At 57.2% G+C, this 16,431-nt stretch carries 14 protein-coding genes and 4 tRNA genes; 10 read left to right on the plus strand and 8 right to left on the minus strand.

The window, feature by feature from the left end; translation table 11 throughout:
* Window positions 1-5: 5 nt before the first annotated feature.
* Window positions 6-668 (minus strand): FHA domain-containing protein, encoded by a 663-nt coding sequence (locus tag IPM39_25100; GenBank protein ID MBK8989302.1) that lies wholly within the window; start codon window positions 666-668, stop codon window positions 6-8.
* Window positions 669-912: 244 nt separating this feature from the next.
* On the opposite strand from IPM39_25100, the gene IPM39_25105 reads away from it, so the two are divergent.
* Together IPM39_25105 and IPM39_25110 are read left to right on the plus strand one after the other, a co-directional pair.
* Window positions 913-1,857 (plus strand): hypothetical protein, encoded by a 945-nt coding sequence (locus tag IPM39_25105; GenBank protein MBK8989303.1) that lies wholly within the window; start codon window positions 913-915, stop codon window positions 1,855-1,857.
* Window positions 1,858-1,882: 25 nt separating this feature from the next.
* Window positions 1,883-2,872 carry a hypothetical protein gene (locus IPM39_25110; protein ID MBK8989304.1) on the plus strand — a complete coding sequence of 330 codons (990 nt, stop codon included), beginning with the start codon at window positions 1,883-1,885 and terminating at the stop codon, window positions 2,870-2,872.
* Window positions 2,873-2,898: 26 nt separating this feature from the next.
* Here IPM39_25110 and IPM39_25115 read toward each other — a convergent pair whose 3' ends face one another.
* Window positions 2,899-3,564: a hypothetical protein gene (locus IPM39_25115; GenBank protein ID MBK8989305.1), complete on the minus strand. Its 666-nt coding sequence runs from the start codon at window positions 3,562-3,564 to the stop codon at window positions 2,899-2,901.
* A gap of 7 nt (window positions 3,565-3,571) precedes the next feature.
* On the minus strand, window positions 3,572-4,288 hold the full coding sequence (locus tag IPM39_25120; GenBank protein MBK8989306.1) for a class I SAM-dependent methyltransferase: 717 nt from the start codon (window positions 4,286-4,288) through the stop codon (window positions 3,572-3,574).
* 172 nt (window positions 4,289-4,460) lie between these two features.
* Between IPM39_25120 and IPM39_25125 the strand changes: the two genes are divergently transcribed.
* On the plus strand, window positions 4,461-5,816 hold the full coding sequence (locus tag IPM39_25125; protein MBK8989307.1) for a cytochrome-c peroxidase: 1,356 nt from the start codon (window positions 4,461-4,463) through the stop codon (window positions 5,814-5,816).
* A 155-nt stretch (window positions 5,817-5,971) separates the two neighbouring features.
* Here IPM39_25125 and IPM39_25130 read toward each other — a convergent pair.
* Window positions 5,972-6,070 (minus strand) — tRNA-Sec (locus tag IPM39_25130).
* Window positions 6,071-6,179: 109 nt separating this feature from the next.
* On the opposite strand from IPM39_25130, the gene IPM39_25135 reads away from it, so the two are divergent.
* The 5 genes from IPM39_25135 (at window position 6,180) to IPM39_25155 (ending at window position 9,185) form a co-directional block, all read left to right on the plus strand.
* Window positions 6,180-6,252, plus strand: a tRNA-Phe gene (locus IPM39_25135).
* Window positions 6,253-6,276: 24 nt separating this feature from the next.
* Window positions 6,277-6,348 (plus strand) — tRNA-Gly (locus tag IPM39_25140).
* 38 nt (window positions 6,349-6,386) lie between these two features.
* Window positions 6,387-6,457: transfer RNA gene (locus IPM39_25145), tRNA-Cys, on the plus strand.
* Between the two features lie 160 nt (window positions 6,458-6,617).
* Window positions 6,618-8,351 (plus strand): M3 family oligoendopeptidase, encoded by a 1,734-nt coding sequence (locus IPM39_25150; GenBank protein MBK8989308.1) that lies wholly within the window; start codon window positions 6,618-6,620, stop codon window positions 8,349-8,351.
* A 183-nt stretch (window positions 8,352-8,534) separates the two neighbouring features.
* The gene (locus tag IPM39_25155; GenBank protein MBK8989309.1) at window positions 8,535-9,185 is read left to right on the plus strand and encodes a metal-dependent transcriptional regulator; all 651 of its coding nucleotides are present in this window, start codon (window positions 8,535-8,537) and stop codon (window positions 9,183-9,185) included.
* A 69-nt stretch (window positions 9,186-9,254) separates the two neighbouring features.
* On the opposite strand, the gene IPM39_25160 is transcribed toward IPM39_25155, so the two are convergent.
* The 4 genes from IPM39_25160 to IPM39_25175 all read right to left on the minus strand — a co-directional run bounded on the left by IPM39_25160 (window position 9,255) and on the right by IPM39_25175 (window position 13,216).
* Entirely contained in the window at window positions 9,255-9,956 is a 702-nt protein-coding gene (locus IPM39_25160; protein ID MBK8989310.1) for an NUDIX hydrolase, read from the minus strand.
* 102 nt (window positions 9,957-10,058) lie between these two features.
* Window positions 10,059-11,255: a Flp pilus assembly protein CpaB gene (cpaB, locus tag IPM39_25165; GenBank protein MBK8989311.1), complete on the minus strand. Its 1,197-nt coding sequence runs from the start codon at window positions 11,253-11,255 to the stop codon at window positions 10,059-10,061.
* Window positions 11,256-11,279: 24 nt separating this feature from the next.
* Complete coding sequence (locus IPM39_25170; GenBank protein ID MBK8989312.1) at window positions 11,280-12,458, minus strand: hypothetical protein; 1,179 nt, start codon at window positions 12,456-12,458, stop codon at window positions 11,280-11,282.
* A gap of 338 nt (window positions 12,459-12,796) precedes the next feature.
* A complete protein-coding gene (locus IPM39_25175; GenBank protein MBK8989313.1) occupies window positions 12,797-13,216 on the minus strand; it encodes a hypothetical protein in 420 nt (139 codons plus the stop codon).
* Between the two features lie 270 nt (window positions 13,217-13,486).
* Here IPM39_25175 and IPM39_25180 point away from each other — a divergent pair, with 270 nt between their 5' ends.
* Together IPM39_25180 and malQ are read left to right on the plus strand one after the other, a co-directional pair.
* The gene (locus IPM39_25180; protein ID MBK8989314.1) at window positions 13,487-14,860 is read left to right on the plus strand and encodes a glycogen synthase; all 1,374 of its coding nucleotides are present in this window, start codon (window positions 13,487-13,489) and stop codon (window positions 14,858-14,860) included.
* Window positions 14,861-14,873: 13 nt separating this feature from the next.
* Entirely contained in the window at window positions 14,874-16,391 is a 1,518-nt protein-coding gene (gene malQ / locus IPM39_25185; GenBank protein ID MBK8989315.1) for a 4-alpha-glucanotransferase, read from the plus strand.
* Window positions 16,392-16,431: the final 40 nt, after the last annotated feature.

Consider the following 16,431-nt stretch of genomic DNA (forward strand, 5'->3'; position numbering starts at 1 on the left):
CGTTATCAGGGACAAATGGGCGCAAAACCAAAGGGGCCGAGGACAAGCTGCCAAAACGGCCGCAATGCCCCACAATACAACAATCGTCCCTGGTCATAGGCGTCCAGAAAATATACTGTCGCCACACACAGGAAGAGCAAAAAAACCAGCCCACCACAGCCCAACAACACCTGCTGCCCGCAAGACATGGACCTGGCCTCGGCGTCTGGAGCGGCTGCCGGAGCCGCTACCCTGGGGTCGGCCTCATAGACTGGCGGGGGCTGATGCGGCGGTGGGGTATAGACTGGAGCGGCCAAACCTTCGGGAACCGTGTCTACTTCGGCCAGACTGCCACCGCCCTCCACGAGTGTCGCATCCTCTGGCGCGCCGACGACGTACAGCAGGCTGATGGCTTCTCCCAGGTCAATCACGTCACCATGGTGCAGCGGCGTCAGGCCGGCTAGGCGACGGCCGTTGACAAAAGAGCCATTGGTGCTGCCTAAATCCTCCAGCGCATAACCGCTATCCTGGCGCACAAGCTGGGCATGTTTGCGCGAAATCTCTGGGTCGGTGATGGGAATGCCGTTGGTTGGCGACCGGCCGATGGTCAGTTTGTCTTCGAGCAAGTCGAACACCTGATTGGGATTGGGGCCGCGCTGCACAATCAATTGGGCAATTGCCTGGCTCATTGGCTGCTCCTGTAAACGTGATAATCTAGGTAGGTGTTCGGTAATCCGTATTCGGTATTCCGTGGGGGCGTGACCCGCCCGCCCTGGCAGGCGAGACGCCTGCGCTCCTAGAGTTTTCATTCATGGTGATGGATGTGCCCACTCATGAACTCTCTTGTAAAATGATGATGAACCAACCGATTGACTCGGTAACTACGCCAAGATTATACAACACGCGGTTCGTTTTTGCGTAAGGACGGGCAGTATGGATACTGAACAAGAAGAATCAGCCATTGACGATGGCGAAACCCTGGCGACCGTCGCCGCAGGAGAAGAGGAGTTGGGTGCTGGCGCGCCGTTGGACGTCGAGGCGCCGTTGGACGAAGATATTGTGGTGGGCACGGCCGTATTCTCCCCCCTGGATACACCCTCATCAAACCCTGACGACGCGCCCATCCCCGTTAATAAATCTCGGCTAACCATTTTGCCCGCCGTTGAGGAAGCCTCTACTATGACCGAAGATGTAAGACCCCCTGTATCCTCTGCCACACCGGCTGCGCCTTCGGCCATTTCACAGCGGCGTGGTTGTGTGTTGTTGCTCCTGGGCGCGATTCTTGGCTCGCTGCTGGGCATGATGTTTAGCCTGGCGATTTTGCTGGGACTCAATGGAACACTCACCTTCAGCCAGACCGATGCCCAACTGCGCCGCGACATCACCGAGGCCAATATCCGGCAGGCCGGTTTGCAAGATGCCTTGTCTACGCGGGATGCCCAGGTGGAAGCGTTGGCGACCCGGCTAGAAGGTTTGGATGCCCAGCAGACCGACACGGCCGTTCAATTGACCGATGTGAGCGCGGAGATGGCTGCGGTAGAGGGACGGGTGACGGCCGTTTACGACGACATCACCAGCCTGGACAGCCGCCTGGACCTGACCGAATCGCAAATTGAAACGGCCGCTGCCGCCGCCGAATCGTTCAACAGCTTCTTGGGTGGCTTGCGCGAACTGCTGCTGGAGACGGACCCATCCGCTTCCACACTCACCGCAACGCCCACGCCCACTTCAGCGGCCGCAATCACACCGGCGACCAGAGAAGGGACGGGCACGGCCGTTGCCAGCCCATCAGCCACCAGCCAGCCCACCCGGACGCCCCAACCCAGCCGCACGCCGCTGCCCGCTTTAGCCACCAACACCCCGGCGCCGCAGCCATAACGTTTGTATCACAAGGGAATTGATTATGATGGACGAAGAACCAGGTATTACCGAGGCACAACCCGGCGTTGGTCGCCGGTTGGGGCGCAGCCTCTATCGCATTTTGCGCGCTTTTATCATTTCTTTGCTGCTTATCGCCCTGCTGGCCGGCGTGGCCTGGGGTGGTTTGTGGCTCTATCAGACGATTAGCGGCGAAATTGACCGTTCGGCCGCCAGCGTCGCCACCCGTTTCTCGGCTCAGGAATCGCGTATTGACATTTTGCGCCGCGAGGTAGATACCCTACTCAGCGCCAACCCCGGACAAGAACAGGACATTAGCGATTTGCAGCGCCAATCCACGCAGTTGAACGGCCGTCTGGATGCCCTGGCCCGCAGCATAGACCAACAATCGCAGCTGCTGACGACCCTGGAGGCTTCATTGGCGGTCACGCTGGCGAACGACGCTGCGGCCGTCGAAAATATCACCGGTCTGAACGAGGCGCTGACCATTTTGCAGACGGACTTCAACACCAGCACCGGCCAGATAGATGCCCTGGGCGGCGAGATAGATGGGCTGGCCGGCGCAGTGAACCGGCTGCAAACAGACCTGGGCGTGGTGGAAGAAACGGCCGCTGCCGCCGCCGAATTGTCAGATTTATCTAACACGGCCGTCAGCGAAATGGCGCAATCACTCGTCTTGTTCCGCGCCTGGGAACTGGTGGCTCGCGCCCGGCTGCGCCTGCTGGAGACCAACTTTGGTCTGGCGGCCAACGACGTGGACAATGCGCTGGAAACAGTGACGGCCGTCATTACCCTGCTGCCTGAAGATTCGGCCGACCGCGCCCCGTTGGAAGTGGTGCAAACGCGCCTCTCGCTGGCCGCCGCCAATCTACCCGCCAACCCGAATCAGGCGGCCGCCGATCTGGAAAGCGCCTGGGACGAACTGGACCAAATCCTGACGACCCGTCTGCTGCCTCTGCCCGCCGCAGAATCGGCCGCGGCGACAGAAAGCGAAACGGCCGTCACCAATCCCTGATGCGTCAACCACTGTAGCCTGGCGCATCAACTGCGCACATCTTTTATTATCGTCTGCCACACGGCTGTTTGCCCGGCCGCATCCGCAAACGAGAAATAGATGGTCTCCACGACCGGTTTTACTTCATCCCCCACCCAGGCGGAGACGAAGGTGACGGCCAGGCTGTCTAACGGCCGTACACCAAAGATCAACCACCCCTTCTGAACCTGCTGCAAGGTACGCGCATCAAAAAACTGATAAAGGTACTTCTGTCGCCGATGTTCCACCATTACAATATGTTGGCCCAGCGGCGCCTGCCAATACTCGGCCGGCCGCAGCAGCACCGCCTGGCTCAATTCGGTGACATGGTACACACCTGTGGCCTGCAGCGCCGCCCGTTGATAAGGCCGCAGGCTCGCGCTTGCATCCGGCACGAAACGGCCGTTTGTATCGGGTACAAATCGGCTGTAACCTGCCTTTTGCGCCCGCCAATAGCTAAACCGAACCCAGAGCAAAAAAACGGCCGTGCCCCCAATCCCCCACACCCCCCAGCGCAGCAGCAAAGAAACCAGCAGCAAAACCAGCGCCGCAAATTGAATCCAGCCGCGAACAGTCGCCGCCAAAAACGTCTTGTGGCTGGTCCAATGGGTGAAGGCATAGGCCAGCCCCAGGTAACGATAAAACAATTGACGGTCCCATGGCAGGTCGGTCATCGGCAAGTTACTCCGGGCGGCGCAGGCAGCCCACCAGGTGAAGCTGCCGGTCGGCCGCCAGCCGTTCCTCCAGGCGTACCATCAACCGAAAGAAGGATTGGTTAAAGGCCAGATAGGTGGGGTCGGGGATGGCGTGCAGGGCGCTGAGTTCCAGACCATGTGCCGCTGCCAACTGGCGCAGCGCGACCGGTGAGTTTGCCCGGTAAAAGGTGGGAAAGGCGTCGGCTGCGGCACGGCCGTACACCCGCGCCACCAACGTCCTCTGCAAACGGGCAAATCGGCCCAATGTCCGGTTCAACCCCGAAAGCGGATGCCGCCTGTTGGGCGTGATAAATACAAAGACCCCGCCCGGCCGCAGCACCCGCGCCAATTGGGCAAAGGTGAGCGACGGCCGTTCCAAATGTTCCAACAGCCAACTGGCAAAGGCCACGTCCACGCAGCCAGCCGCCAGCGGCAGCGCATCGCTGGTGGCGGCCACGCGGGGCAGCGACAGCCGGTGTTCGCGCAGCGACTGCCAATCCGGGTCCACGCCCACCACCAGGCGCAGCGGATGATTAAGCTGCTCCACCAACCCGCCCCGGCCACAGCCCAGGTCCAACACGCGGGCAGACGGCCGTAAGCTGTCCCGCACCAACGCCGCATACACTTCAGTCGCCGGCTGCCAGTCGGGGTTCCGCGACCGGTATTGTTCGCGCAGCCTGTTTTGTTGTTCTAACGACAGCACGCTGATCTGATCCTTTTATGTCTGTAAGCTACAAAGAATCGCCGACATTCTTTATAATCTGGCGATGGGTTTCATTATCGGTGGGCGCGGCGAAAAATGCAAAGCCGGGTGGACGGGTCGCCGATTCATGCGGCGGCCAACAAACGCGAATTTTTGTGGGAGCAAACCGGGTATGGCTAAAAACGATATGGGGATAGTTGTGGTGGTGGCCTTATTTCTGGCCGCCTTATTGTCGGGCTGTGGTCCGGTGGAAACGGCCGACCAGCAGTTGCAAGCGCTAATCGCCGCCCAAGATATCCGCCCCTTTGAGCCTGGCCCGCCGGCCGATCCGGCTCTGGTTGCCCTGGGGCAGGCGCTTTTTTTTGACAAGGAACTCAGCGGCAACCGGGACATCTCTTGCGCCACCTGTCATCACCCCACGTTGGGCACGACAGACAACCTGCCACTTTCGATGGGCACAGGTGGGCAGGGGCTGGGGGTGGAGCGACAATTTGGCGACGGCCGTATCCTCATCGCCCGCAACGCCCCAGACGTGTACAACCGGGGCAGCGCCGCCTGGCAAACCATGTTTTGGGACGGCCGGGCCGCCGCCAGTGCGCGTGGTTACTTTGTCAGCCCGGCCGGCAGCCAACTGCCACCCGGCCTGGACAACATATTGGCCGTGCAAGCCATGTTCCCCGTCACTTCCGTGGACGAAATGCGCGGCTTGCCCGGCGACCTGGACGTGTTTGGGCAGCCCAACGAGCTGGCGCTCATTCCTGAGGACGATTGGACAACTTTGTGGGAGAGCTTGATGGCGCGCCTGTTGGCTTTGCCCGGTTACGTCGCCTTGTTCCAGGCTGCTTATCCCGCCGTACCCCCGGCGGACCTGACTTTTGTCCATGCCGCCAATGCCCTGGCCGCCTTCGAGTCTGACGCCTTCAACCAATGCCAAAGTCCCTGGTATCACTATTTACAGGGGGATACGGCGGCGCTGTCGGAAACGGCCAAACGGGGTGCAGTCTTGTTTTTTGGCGCGGCGGGCTGCGGCCAATGCCACAGCGGTTCATTATTAACCGATCAGGCGTATCACAACCTGGCCGCGCCGCAGTTGGGGCCGGGCAAAGGGGTGGAAGCGCCGCTGGATTACGGCCGTTTCCGGGAAACCGCCCGACCAGAAGACAAATTCGCCTTCCGCACCCCCTCCTTGCTCAACGTCGCCGCCACCGGACCCTGGCTGCATAATGGCGCATACGCCACGTTAGAAGCCGTTATTGCCCACCATCAGGACCCGGCGGCCGCCCTGTCTGCCTATGATGCGGCCGCCCATCTGCCCGCCTACTTGCAAGACAGCGTGCAGCAAGACCCGGCCTTGCACCAGGAGATGTTGGCCTCGTTGGCCCCGCAGTTGGCGGCGGCGCGCCGCCTGGGGCCGGGTGAAATTGAAGCGTTGTTGGCTTTTTTGCAGGCACTCACAGATACGGCCGTTTTCGATCTGGCGGGTGTTCAGCCAACGGCCGTTCCCAGCGGCCTGCCCGTACAAGACTAAAGAGCTGGCTGAACGGATACTAAACGCAACTGCGGCGGATTTTCGCCGGTAAATCAGTAAAAATCCGCCACAATCCGTGCGAATTCGCATCCCATTTGTTCTCCGACAGGCTCCCAGATGATTCCTAAACCTGGCGCAGAATGCCTCCTGTCCTATGGCGGGAATGGATGGGAGTCGAACCCACCGCCGCTTGCTCGGCGCAACCGGCCACCAATTTTGAAGACTGGGGCGCCCACCGGGACACAACCACTCCCGCAAATAGTTTACCCTCACCGGCAAAAACACGCACGAGGACTTGACAGCCACCGCGCCTTTGGATAGAATCAGGTTCGCTTTACAGCAAATGTTAAAAGTTCAATACGTGCCGGGATAGCTCAGTTGGTAGAGCACTGCACTGAAAATGCAGGTGTCCCCAGTTCGAGTCTGGGTCCTGGCATCTGCTCTAAAACTCAGGTGCAATGCGGGCATAGTTCAGTGGTAGAACGTCTCCTTGCCAAGGAGAAGGTCACGAGTTCGAATCTCGTTGCCCGCTCAAAATTCGGCAGGCGTAAGCCTGCCGAATCTGTTTCTGGCGACGTGGCCAAGTGGTAAGGCAGAGGTCTGCAAAACCTTCATCACCGGTTCGAATCCGGTCGTCGCCTTTATAAAAGCCTTAGCCCTTGTGCGCGCACAAGGGCTTTTTTGCAGTTCATTTTGTCAGTCAACGTGTCAGAGCTGCGCGCATTTTCCATTGATTGGTGGCACGACGTTTTTGCGCCGCGCCGCCTGGTGTTTGATTAATTCCCACAGGAGCGTGTTATCATGCAGTTACCCTCTTTACCTGACAGTATTGACGAGATCGATCCTTTGGATTGGCAAACCTTTGCCCCTCATTACGCGGCTCTGGAAACGGCCGTTATCCTCCCCGCCGACCGTCAGGCGTGGTTGGACCATTGGTCTCGCCTGGCCCGCGTCTTAACCGAAGTGATGACCGATGTCCATATCCAAAAATCCCTGGACACGACCGACGCCGGCAAAGAGCAGGCTTTTCTGGATTTTGTGGAGAAGATTTACCCCCAGGCCATGGTGGCCGAGCAGACGATCAAAACGCGCTTGTTGGCGCTGGATATGTCCGACCGGGATGATCTGGTGTTGATGCTGCGCCATATGCGCAACGAAGCAGATTTGTACCGGGTTGAGAATGTGCCGCTGCAAACGGAATTGGCGAAGTTGGACAACACCTATGACAAGATCACCGGCAGCTTAAAGGCGGATTGGGAAGGTGAAGAACACAACCTGTCGCAGTTGGGGCAATATCTCACCGACAAAGACCGGGGGGTGCGCCAACGCGCCTGGCAGATGACGATGGACTTGTGGCTGAGCCAGCGGGAGGCGTTGAACCAGCTTTACGCCGACATGCTGGCTTTGCGGCAGCAGGTGGCGGGCAATGCTGATTTGCCGGATTTTCGGGCGTATGTGTTTCGGCAGTACGGCCGTTTCGATTACACCCCCGACGATTGTATGACTTTCCACCAGGCGATAGAAACGGCCGTTGTGCCGGCCGCCAGCCGCATCTATGAGAAAAAACGCCGCCGGCTGGGTCTGGTCCAACTGCGCCCCTGGGACATCGCGGTAGACACCAGTGAACATCCCCCCCTGAAGCCGTATCAGGGGCAAGACGCCCTGATACATGGTTCGCTGAATATCTTGAACCATGTGGACCCCGCTTTAGGGCGGCACTTTGCCACCATGGCGGAAGAGAATTTGCTGGATTTGCAGACGCGGTCGGGCAAAGCATTGGGTGGGTATTGCGCTGCGCTGCCGCTGCGGCGACGGCCGTTCATCTTCATGAATGGCGTTGGTATTCACGACGATGTACAAACTCTGCTCCACGAAGCCGGACACGCCTTCCATGTGTTTGAAACGGCCGTGCTGCCCCTGATCTGGCAAACCGATCCGCCAATGGAATTTTGCGAAGTCGCCTCCATGTCCATGGAACTGCTGGCCGCCCCGTACCTCACCAACGAATTTGGTGGTTTCTACACCCCGGCCGAAGCGGCCAGAGCGCGTATTGAACATCTGGAAGGCATTATCACCTTCTTGCCCTATATGGCTGTCGTAGACGCTTTTCAGCACTGGGTGTATACCCACCCCGCAGAAGCCAGCAGCGCCGCCAACTGCGACGCCGCCTGGGACAGCCTGTGGACTCGTTTCATGCCCGGCGTGGATTGGACCGACTACGAAGCTGCTCGTGTAACCGGTTGGCATCGTAAACCCCACATTTTTGGCTCGCCATTTTATTACGTAGAATATGGCATGGCCCAGGTTGGCGCGCTGCAAGTCTGGCGCAATGCCCTCCAAGACCAGGCGCAGGCTGTGGCGGCCTATCGTCGAGCATTGGCTCTGGGCAATACTAAAACCTTACCGGAGCTTTTCACCGCTGCCGGCGCCGAATTTCGCTTCGATACCGCCATGTTGACAGACTTGGTGACGCTCATTGAAAGCACGGTGGAAGATCTAGAAACCATTCTTGAGACAGATCACACTGAACACTGAAAACTGAATACCGAGCACTGAACACTAAACATAGTCGCCAACACTCATAACCCAGCAGGCGTAAGAAAACCGCAGTTTTCCTACGCCTGCTTCTTTTTTATTCGACGTATTTCACAGCCAGGGTGGTTGGCGCAAGCATAGAGAATGGGATAATATGTTTTGGAGCCTAAGGAGTATGAATCCATGACGCCCAGCACCGCAATGCGTGAATATCTGGCTGAAATTTATCGTTTGCAAGAAGATTCACCCACAGTTAGCACCACCCATCTGGCCGACCGGTTAGGCGTCTCTGCCCCGGCCGTGCCGCGGATGTTGAAACGGCTGAAAAGCGCCGGTTACGTCAAACACGTGCCCTACCAGGGCGTTGAATTAACTGATCGTGGTCGCCAGGCGGCCCTGGAAGAAATTCGGCGGCATCGCATTTTAGAAGTCTTTTTGGTGCAGGTGATGGGGTTTGCCTGGCACGAGGTTCACGAATACGCCGATGAGCTGAGCAAAGGGCTGAACGAAGCCCTGACCCAGCGTATGGCTGAAATGACCCAATTCCCCCAACGCTGTCCTCACGGCGAACCCATTCCCGATGAGCATGGCAGTTTGCCGTCTGTTAATGATGTGTGCATCATCAATCTGGCGGTGGGCCACACGGGGCAGTTAAGCCGGGTCCGTACCCATGAACCAGAAAGACTGCAATATTTCGCTTCGCTGAACCTGGTTCCAGGCGTAGAGGTGGAAATTATTGGGCGCGCACCGTTTAACGGCCCGATGCGTTTGCGCGTTGGCCGTGAGGACGTGGTATTGGGACTGGAATTGACAAAATCGTTGTGGGTAACTTAAGAACATCTACCCAAGGGGGATTCTGTATCTGGCAAAGTGGCATCGAACGAGGTGATTAACCCTTTGTGTTTAGGGGAACAGCCGACGGGTCTTTATTTCGGCCACGGCGTCTTTGCCATAACGGTATAACATCGCCGGGCGGCCTTCCCCTTCTTTTTTCTTGCGACCGGTCTCTTCCAATATGCTGGCCGACAATATCTTGCGGCGGAAGTTGCGCTTATCTAACTGCTCCCCCAGAATAATTTCGTAAGCGTGTTGCAGTTCAGACAGGGTGAATACGTCCGGGAGGAGTTGAAAGCCAACGGCCGTATATTCCAATTTGTAGCGCAACCGCTGCAAGGCATAAGCCACAATCTCTTCGTGGTCAAAGGCCAGCCCAGGCAAGTCGAAAACTGAAAACCAGGCCGTTTCGGCGGCGTCATCACCTGGGCGATGGCGAATGGCATCTTGGGGGACCAGCGCAAAGTAAGCCACCGTAATCACGCGGGTACGTGGATCGCGGTTGGGTTCACCAAAGGTATATAACTGCTCGCTGTACACCTCGGTGACGCCGGTTTCTTCAGCCAATTCACGCCGGGCGGCATCTTCCAGCGATTCATCCATGTGTACGAAACCGCCGGGGATGGCCCAAACCCCGGCAAACGGGGGATATTTACGCCTGACCAATAACACTTGCAGATCATTGTCTGCCAACGAGAAAATAACGACATCTACGGTGACAGACGGCCGTTCATACTGTGCGGGGTCGTAGTTTTCTACCGTTTCAACAATCAACGTCTTCTCCACAAAAATCTGTTTGTCTATTGCGCTTATAAAGAAAAGCCCCAGCTTTACTGGGGGCTTATCATATCATGTTTCTAAAAAAGCAAGAGATTAGGGGGACTCTGGCTGGTCTAACCTCGGAAACTCCCGGTCGCGCATGGACGGCTCGATATCATATTCGCTTCTTTCCGGTATGCGCAAGGCGCCCTGTTCCACCAACTGCGGCAGGGAAACCGTGACTGTGGAGAACGTTGTTTCATCGCCGGGAGAGCGCAAGACAAGAGAGATGGCGATGCCTCTTTCCAGCGACCACTTAAGCGCCAACGCATCTTGCGCCGGCATAATCAGAATGACAACATCCGGCGTCGCGTCAAGACGATCCGGTAACGGGGTTGGTGTGGGCACAGGTATATCACTGCTGGCCGCTGCCAATTCGGCTGCTGCTGCTGCTGCCGCCGCTTCTCGCGCCAGATCACGCGGATCGCGCCAGGTTCCAACCCACAACACAGTCGCCTGCTGAATGGTTAGCTGCGTGGCGCGCCGTTGAACCTGGGTGCTTTTAGAACCTTCTTGCGAACTGATTGGGCCGCTTACTTCGCCAACCATCTCAAGTTGATCAATTAATTCCAGGCGACCTTCTAAAGCTTCTGGGAACAGGAATGAACGTCCTTCAGCTAACCCCAAGTCATCTACCCGCTGAGTAACGTTGGGCAGCTTGGTGTTGTATTCCGGGTCCAGAGTCACAATGGGCAAAGACATGAGTACGTCAACGATGTCTCCGGGGCGCATGGCGTAAGCCGCGCCGGTGTACCGGTTAATGGGGAAGGCAACAGCGACTTTGCCCTGGTCCACATAAAGGGCCAGATCAGAACCAAAAGCTGCCAGATCAGTGGTACTCAGGGCCAGCATAGGGGCAAGGATGGCCTCTCCCTCGGCAATTTCTGTCTTAACAATACGCCCGATAAGTTCTTCCGGGTCAGTGAACACATAGCCGCCCTGCAAGGCGATGTTGGAGTCTGGCCTCGTTTCAAAACTGAGCAGTTCTGGGCGAATGACTGTACCAATGGGCAGATTTCTGGTGGTGACAACAACGTTTATGTACCGGGTGGCAGGTGTGGCTGTGGGTGGCGGTAAGCCAGGTTCGCCGGTGGAAGCATCATCACCTGATTGGTCACCAATTGGCGCAGTGACGCCATCCGTTATGCTGCTGTCTGCGTTGCCACCGAAGAAGCGAACGTATGCCAATACACCAGCAACAGCGATAAGCGCAATCACTATAAACAGGAGAAGGAATGTTCTTAGACGCATGGTATCTATCCTATGAAACCCTGTCTACTGGCCGCCTTCTTGTGCAGGGGGCGGAGTCGGCTCTTCGACGACCGGAGTGGGTGTGACTTCAATGAATTCGGCTGAAAATTCAAAGTTGGGTGGAATAGTGATATTGAAGCGTTCTCTGATGTAGTTGAAGTCCACGTTTTCAATGGTATAAAGTTGAGCGTCGTTGATGCCGCGCAAAGCAAAGGTGACGTTGGCGTTGGATTCGATGGCGTATTTCAGGAGTAATTGTTGCTGTGGCAGCAAGGCCAAGAGCAGGGTATCTGGTGGACTAGGGGTAGCGGTGGGAATTTCGCCAACGGCCGGCGTGGGCGTTTCTTGGCCTTCGGCCACCGGTTCGGGTGTGGGTGTGGCGGCCGATACCGGTAGTTCTGGCTGCCAGGTACCTACTTGAATGACTTTGGCGTTTTGCAGGATCATGGAAACCAGAATGGGACGGCGGTTTGTTTCGGAGGGGGCGATGTGGGTGACTTCACCGGTTGGCAGGTCTTCGAAACGGCCGTATGGATCAATCGCCACCAATATCGGGTTGCCCTCTTCGTCCCGCAAATAGAAGGTGATGCTGTTTTCCAGCAAAGTCTGAAACTGGGGATCGATCTCCTGCAAAACAAACGAGATCAAAATATCCACATAGTCACCTTCGCTCGCCCCGTAGGCTACGCTGGCCAGACGGTCCATGGGAACAGCCTGCGCCACAAAGCCGAATGGGATGAGAGAAGATGGCCCATAAGACTCAGTCGCTACCAGCCGAATGTCCTGAACCAGAGCATCTTTGGTCAGGGTTTGCCCCTGATAGATGTCCGAACGGGCATACAGACCAATGGCTTCGCTGATGTCGGTGATGACATTGGGACCAACCTCGTCGGGAAAACGAAGATCGGTTGTCAGCTCATCGGCCGTCATTTGCCAGCCACGAGGCACAGTTTGCAACGACACAACCACCTCGACCAGGTCCGTTGGCGCCACTTCGACGGAGACAGCGGGGTCTAATTCAGACACGCCCGGTTCGCCGGACTCGGCGTCGACAGGGGGTAATTCCCCATCGCCGTTTACTTCACCGACTGGCGCTGGCGTTGCTGTTGGCGTGCCCTGTTGTTGCAAGAACATAAAGGCGACAAGGGCAAACAGAAGAATGCCTATAACCAAAATAATGATAGCTATCGTACGACGGCCCATCGTTTTATCCCTTTACGTGATATCGTGACTAGGCTGTGTGTTGGCGCGGTGCGAGTTAATGGCTGCGTCCCACAGGCGAGGGCATATAAGCGAACTACTTGGGGTTTAAACAAAATATTGTCTATTGCTAACAATATGTAAACCTCCCGATCTCGCATATGGTAACATATGTAAAGTTGAATGGCAAATAACTAGTACTCCCGTCCTGGGTAGTATGGCTGATTGGGACATTGAGGGACAAAAAGAGCAGGATTATGTATTGGTCACCATTGAGGGCACGGAATTGCACGGAGAAGTCACAAAGGTTTGTTATAACTCTCGCTGTCGTGTTTTATGGATCAAGGACGTGATGGCTGTGGGGCGTCGGATAATAGCTGCCACCATGCTTGCCAGGGACGGGCGCTCAGCGCCGGGTCTGGAGTGGGAGCAGCCTGCGGCGGTGGGCCAGGTGTGGCTTCAACGACCATCGGGACGATCCGTTTTTCGCCGGGTTGGATGTAGCCGCCTTCGTCGCGCGCATAAGCCGAGACGTATTCGTCGCTTTGCACGTAAGACAGGGTGGCTTGCAGTTCTATCTGGCGCGTAGCTTCCAGGCTAATTTCGTGAGTGAGGGATTCTTCGCCGGCGCCGACCAATCGGCCAGCCTGCGCCCGACGGGTCAGGTCCAGGCCCACAAACAGGGCGACAATCACCATTAGCAAGATGAGGATTTGGGGGAGCGTGAGTAACGGCCGTTGGCGAAACAAATTTTTACGCATCGTTCTGAAATGTTAACTGGTAACGGCCGTTGATGCAATAAAAGAATGCCTTTGCCCGTTTGTAGGCTGAATTTGAATAACCAGGCCAAATCAGGGACAATACCCGGTGATTGATAACGGAGTTGGTCGTGGGTAATGGGTGAAGAGGAAACGAACCCTTCTGCGAACCACTGCCAACCTAATTTGAGGCGACTTCATGGCTAAAGTACGAAAAATCCTCTATCTGAGCGCGGAAGTAGCCCCTTCGCCAAAACGGGCGGACTGGGCGACGTGGGCGGCTCTTTGCCCAAGGCGCTGCAAGCTCTGGGTCACGATGTGCGGGTGGTAATGCCGGCGTATAAGAGCATTGAAGACGGCCGTTTCCCAGACATCACCCCCCTGCCCATACGCCTTAACGTGCCCACCGGGTCTGGTATCATCCCTTGCGGCGTCTTCAAAGGGACGCTGCCCGGCAGCGATGTGCCCATCTATTTCATCGCCGAATGGCAGCTTTTTAAGCGTGACAACATTTACGGCTACTGGGACGACCCATACCGCTTTGCCTTCTTCAGCCGCGCCGCCCTGGAACTGGTGCGGGCGCTGAAATGGCAGCCAGACGTTGTTCACGCCCATGACTGGCATACCGCCCCAGCCATCACCTGGCTGGCGACGGCCGGCGCCGGCGATCCCTTCTTCGCCAACACCCCTACCGTGTTCACCATCCACAACCTGGCAATTCAGGGCAACACCAACTGGCACATCTTCGATTACCTGGGCATTCTCACCCATGCCCTGACCGAAGAGGCCTACGGCGAAGTGAACCTGATCGCCCGCGGCATTTACCACGCCACGATGGTCAACACCGTCAGCCCTACCTATGCCCTGGAAATTCGCACCAAAGAGGGTGGGGCCGGGTTGGATGGCCTGCTGCGTCATCGCGCCTACGACGTGCATGGCATTCTGAATGGCATTGATTACGACGAGTGGAACCCAGCAGCGGATCTCCGACTGCCCGCCCAGTACAGCGCGGTGGATTTAGACGGCCGTCTGCAAAACCGCCGCGCCCTCCAGACCCGCCTGGGCCTGCCTCAGGTAGACAACGTACCCATCCTGGCGATGGTCTCCCGACTCACCAGCCAAAAAGGGCTGGATGTGATGGGCCACGTCTTGCACCTATTGCTGAATGGCTTTTCCGGCGAAGCGCAGTTTGTGGTATTGGGCACGGGCGACAGCCATTACGAGAACATGTTTGCCCAGTTGGCCGCCTATCACCGGCAGAAGATGACGGCCGTTCTCGCCTACGAAGCCGACCTGGCCCCGCTCATTTACGCCGGCAGCGACATGTTCCTGATGCCGTCGTTGTTCGAGCCGTGCGGGTTGGGCCAGCTCATCGCCATGCGTTATGGCAGCGTGCCCATCGTGCGCGCCACCGGCGGCCTGGCCGATACTGTGCAAGAACCCATCACCGGTTTTGTCTTTCACGATTACAACGAAGAAGCGTTTTGGCACGCGATTCAGCGCGCCATTTATGTCTACAATGTAGATAAACCCCGCTGGCAAGCTGTTCAACAAAACGGCATGACGACCGACTTCTCCTGGCAGCGTTCGGCCGTTGGCTATGAAAAATTGTATGAATGGGCCATTGCCCGCGTGGGTAATGAGTAAGAGGTGACTTCACATGCGTTTTCCCCGTGCAGCGGGTGTCCTGGTACACCCCACATCTTTCCCCGGTCGTTTTGGCGTGGGCGATTTTGGCGGCCCCGCCTATGAATTTGTTGATTTTCTGGTAGCCAGCAAACAATCGTTGTGGCAGGTGCTCCCGCTGGGGCCAACCGGTTACGCCGATTCTCCTTACCAATGTTTTTCTGCCTTCGCCGGGAATCCCCTGCTTATCAGTCCAGACAAATTGGTGGTGGATGGTTATTTGCCGGCAACGGCCGTGCACACCGTCCCACCCTTCCCCAGCCACACCGTTGAATATGGCGCGGTAATCGAGTACAAAAATGGGCTGTTTCGGCAGGTGTTTGCCCATTTCCAACAGCAGGGCACGCCCGAACAAGTGGCCGCGTTTGATCAGTTCTGCGCCGACAATGGCTTCTGGCTGAACGATTTTGCCTTGTTCATGGCCGTCAAACAGTACCACAAAGATCAAGATGGCGGCGTGTGGAACACCTGGCCGACCGACATTGCCCACCGCGAACCGCAAGCGATGGCCGCCTGGTCACACCAACTGGCCGACGAAATCGCCTTACACAAATTTTTGCAGTTCCTTTTCTTTGCGCAATGGCTGGCGCTGAAGCAGTACGCCAATGAACGCGGCGTCAAAATTGTCGGCGATATCCCCATTTTTGTGGCCTTCGACAGCGCCGATGTGTGGGGCAATCCTGACCTGTTTTATCTAAAGGAAGATGGCTCGCCGGCGTTTATTGCCGGTGTGCCGCCGGATTATTTTAGCGCTACCGGACAGCGTTGGGGCAACCCGCTCTATCGCTGGGAGCAGATGAAGGCCACCGATTATGCCTGGTGGGTGAAGCGGCTGCAAATGACTTTCCTCCAGGCCGACATTGTGCGCATTGATCATTTTCGTGGTTTTGAAGCATATTGGGAGATTCCGGCGGAGGAGCCAACGGCCGTTGTTGGGCAATGGGCGAAGGGGCCGGCGGCCGATTTCTTCGAGAGCATGGAGCGGCAGTTGGGCGTGCTGCCAATCATTGCCGAAGATTTGGGTCTGATTACGCCGGAAGTGGTGGCCCTGCGCGACCGGTTTGATTTTCCCGGCATGAAAATTTTGCAGTTTGCCTTTGGCGGCGAACGCAACAGCGGCTTTTTGCCCCACACCTTTGCGGCTAACTGTGTTGTCTATACCGGTACGCACGACAACGACACAGTGCTGGGCTGGTATGCCAGTTCCAGCGAGGCTGAACGGGACCATTTCCGGCGCTATATGGCCGTAGACGGCCGTAACGTGGCCTGGGACATGATGCGCATGGCCCATATGTCGGTGGGGGATACGGCCGTGGTGATGATGCAAGACCTGATGCGCCTGGGCACTGAAGCGCGGATGAATTTCCCCGGTAAGGTCGGCGGCTATTGGCGTTGGCGCTACACGGCCGATATGCTGACGCCGCACATCACCCATGCTTTGCGGGAGCTAACGGTGTTATATGGGCGGGAGCCATTGGTGATTGACGATTGACGATTGGTCCTGAGCTTGCCGAAGGATTGACGATTGAACG

The organism is Candidatus Leptovillus gracilis, from assembly GCA_016716065.1.
Lineage (GTDB): Bacteria > Chloroflexota > Anaerolineae > Promineifilales > Promineifilaceae > Leptovillus > Leptovillus gracilis.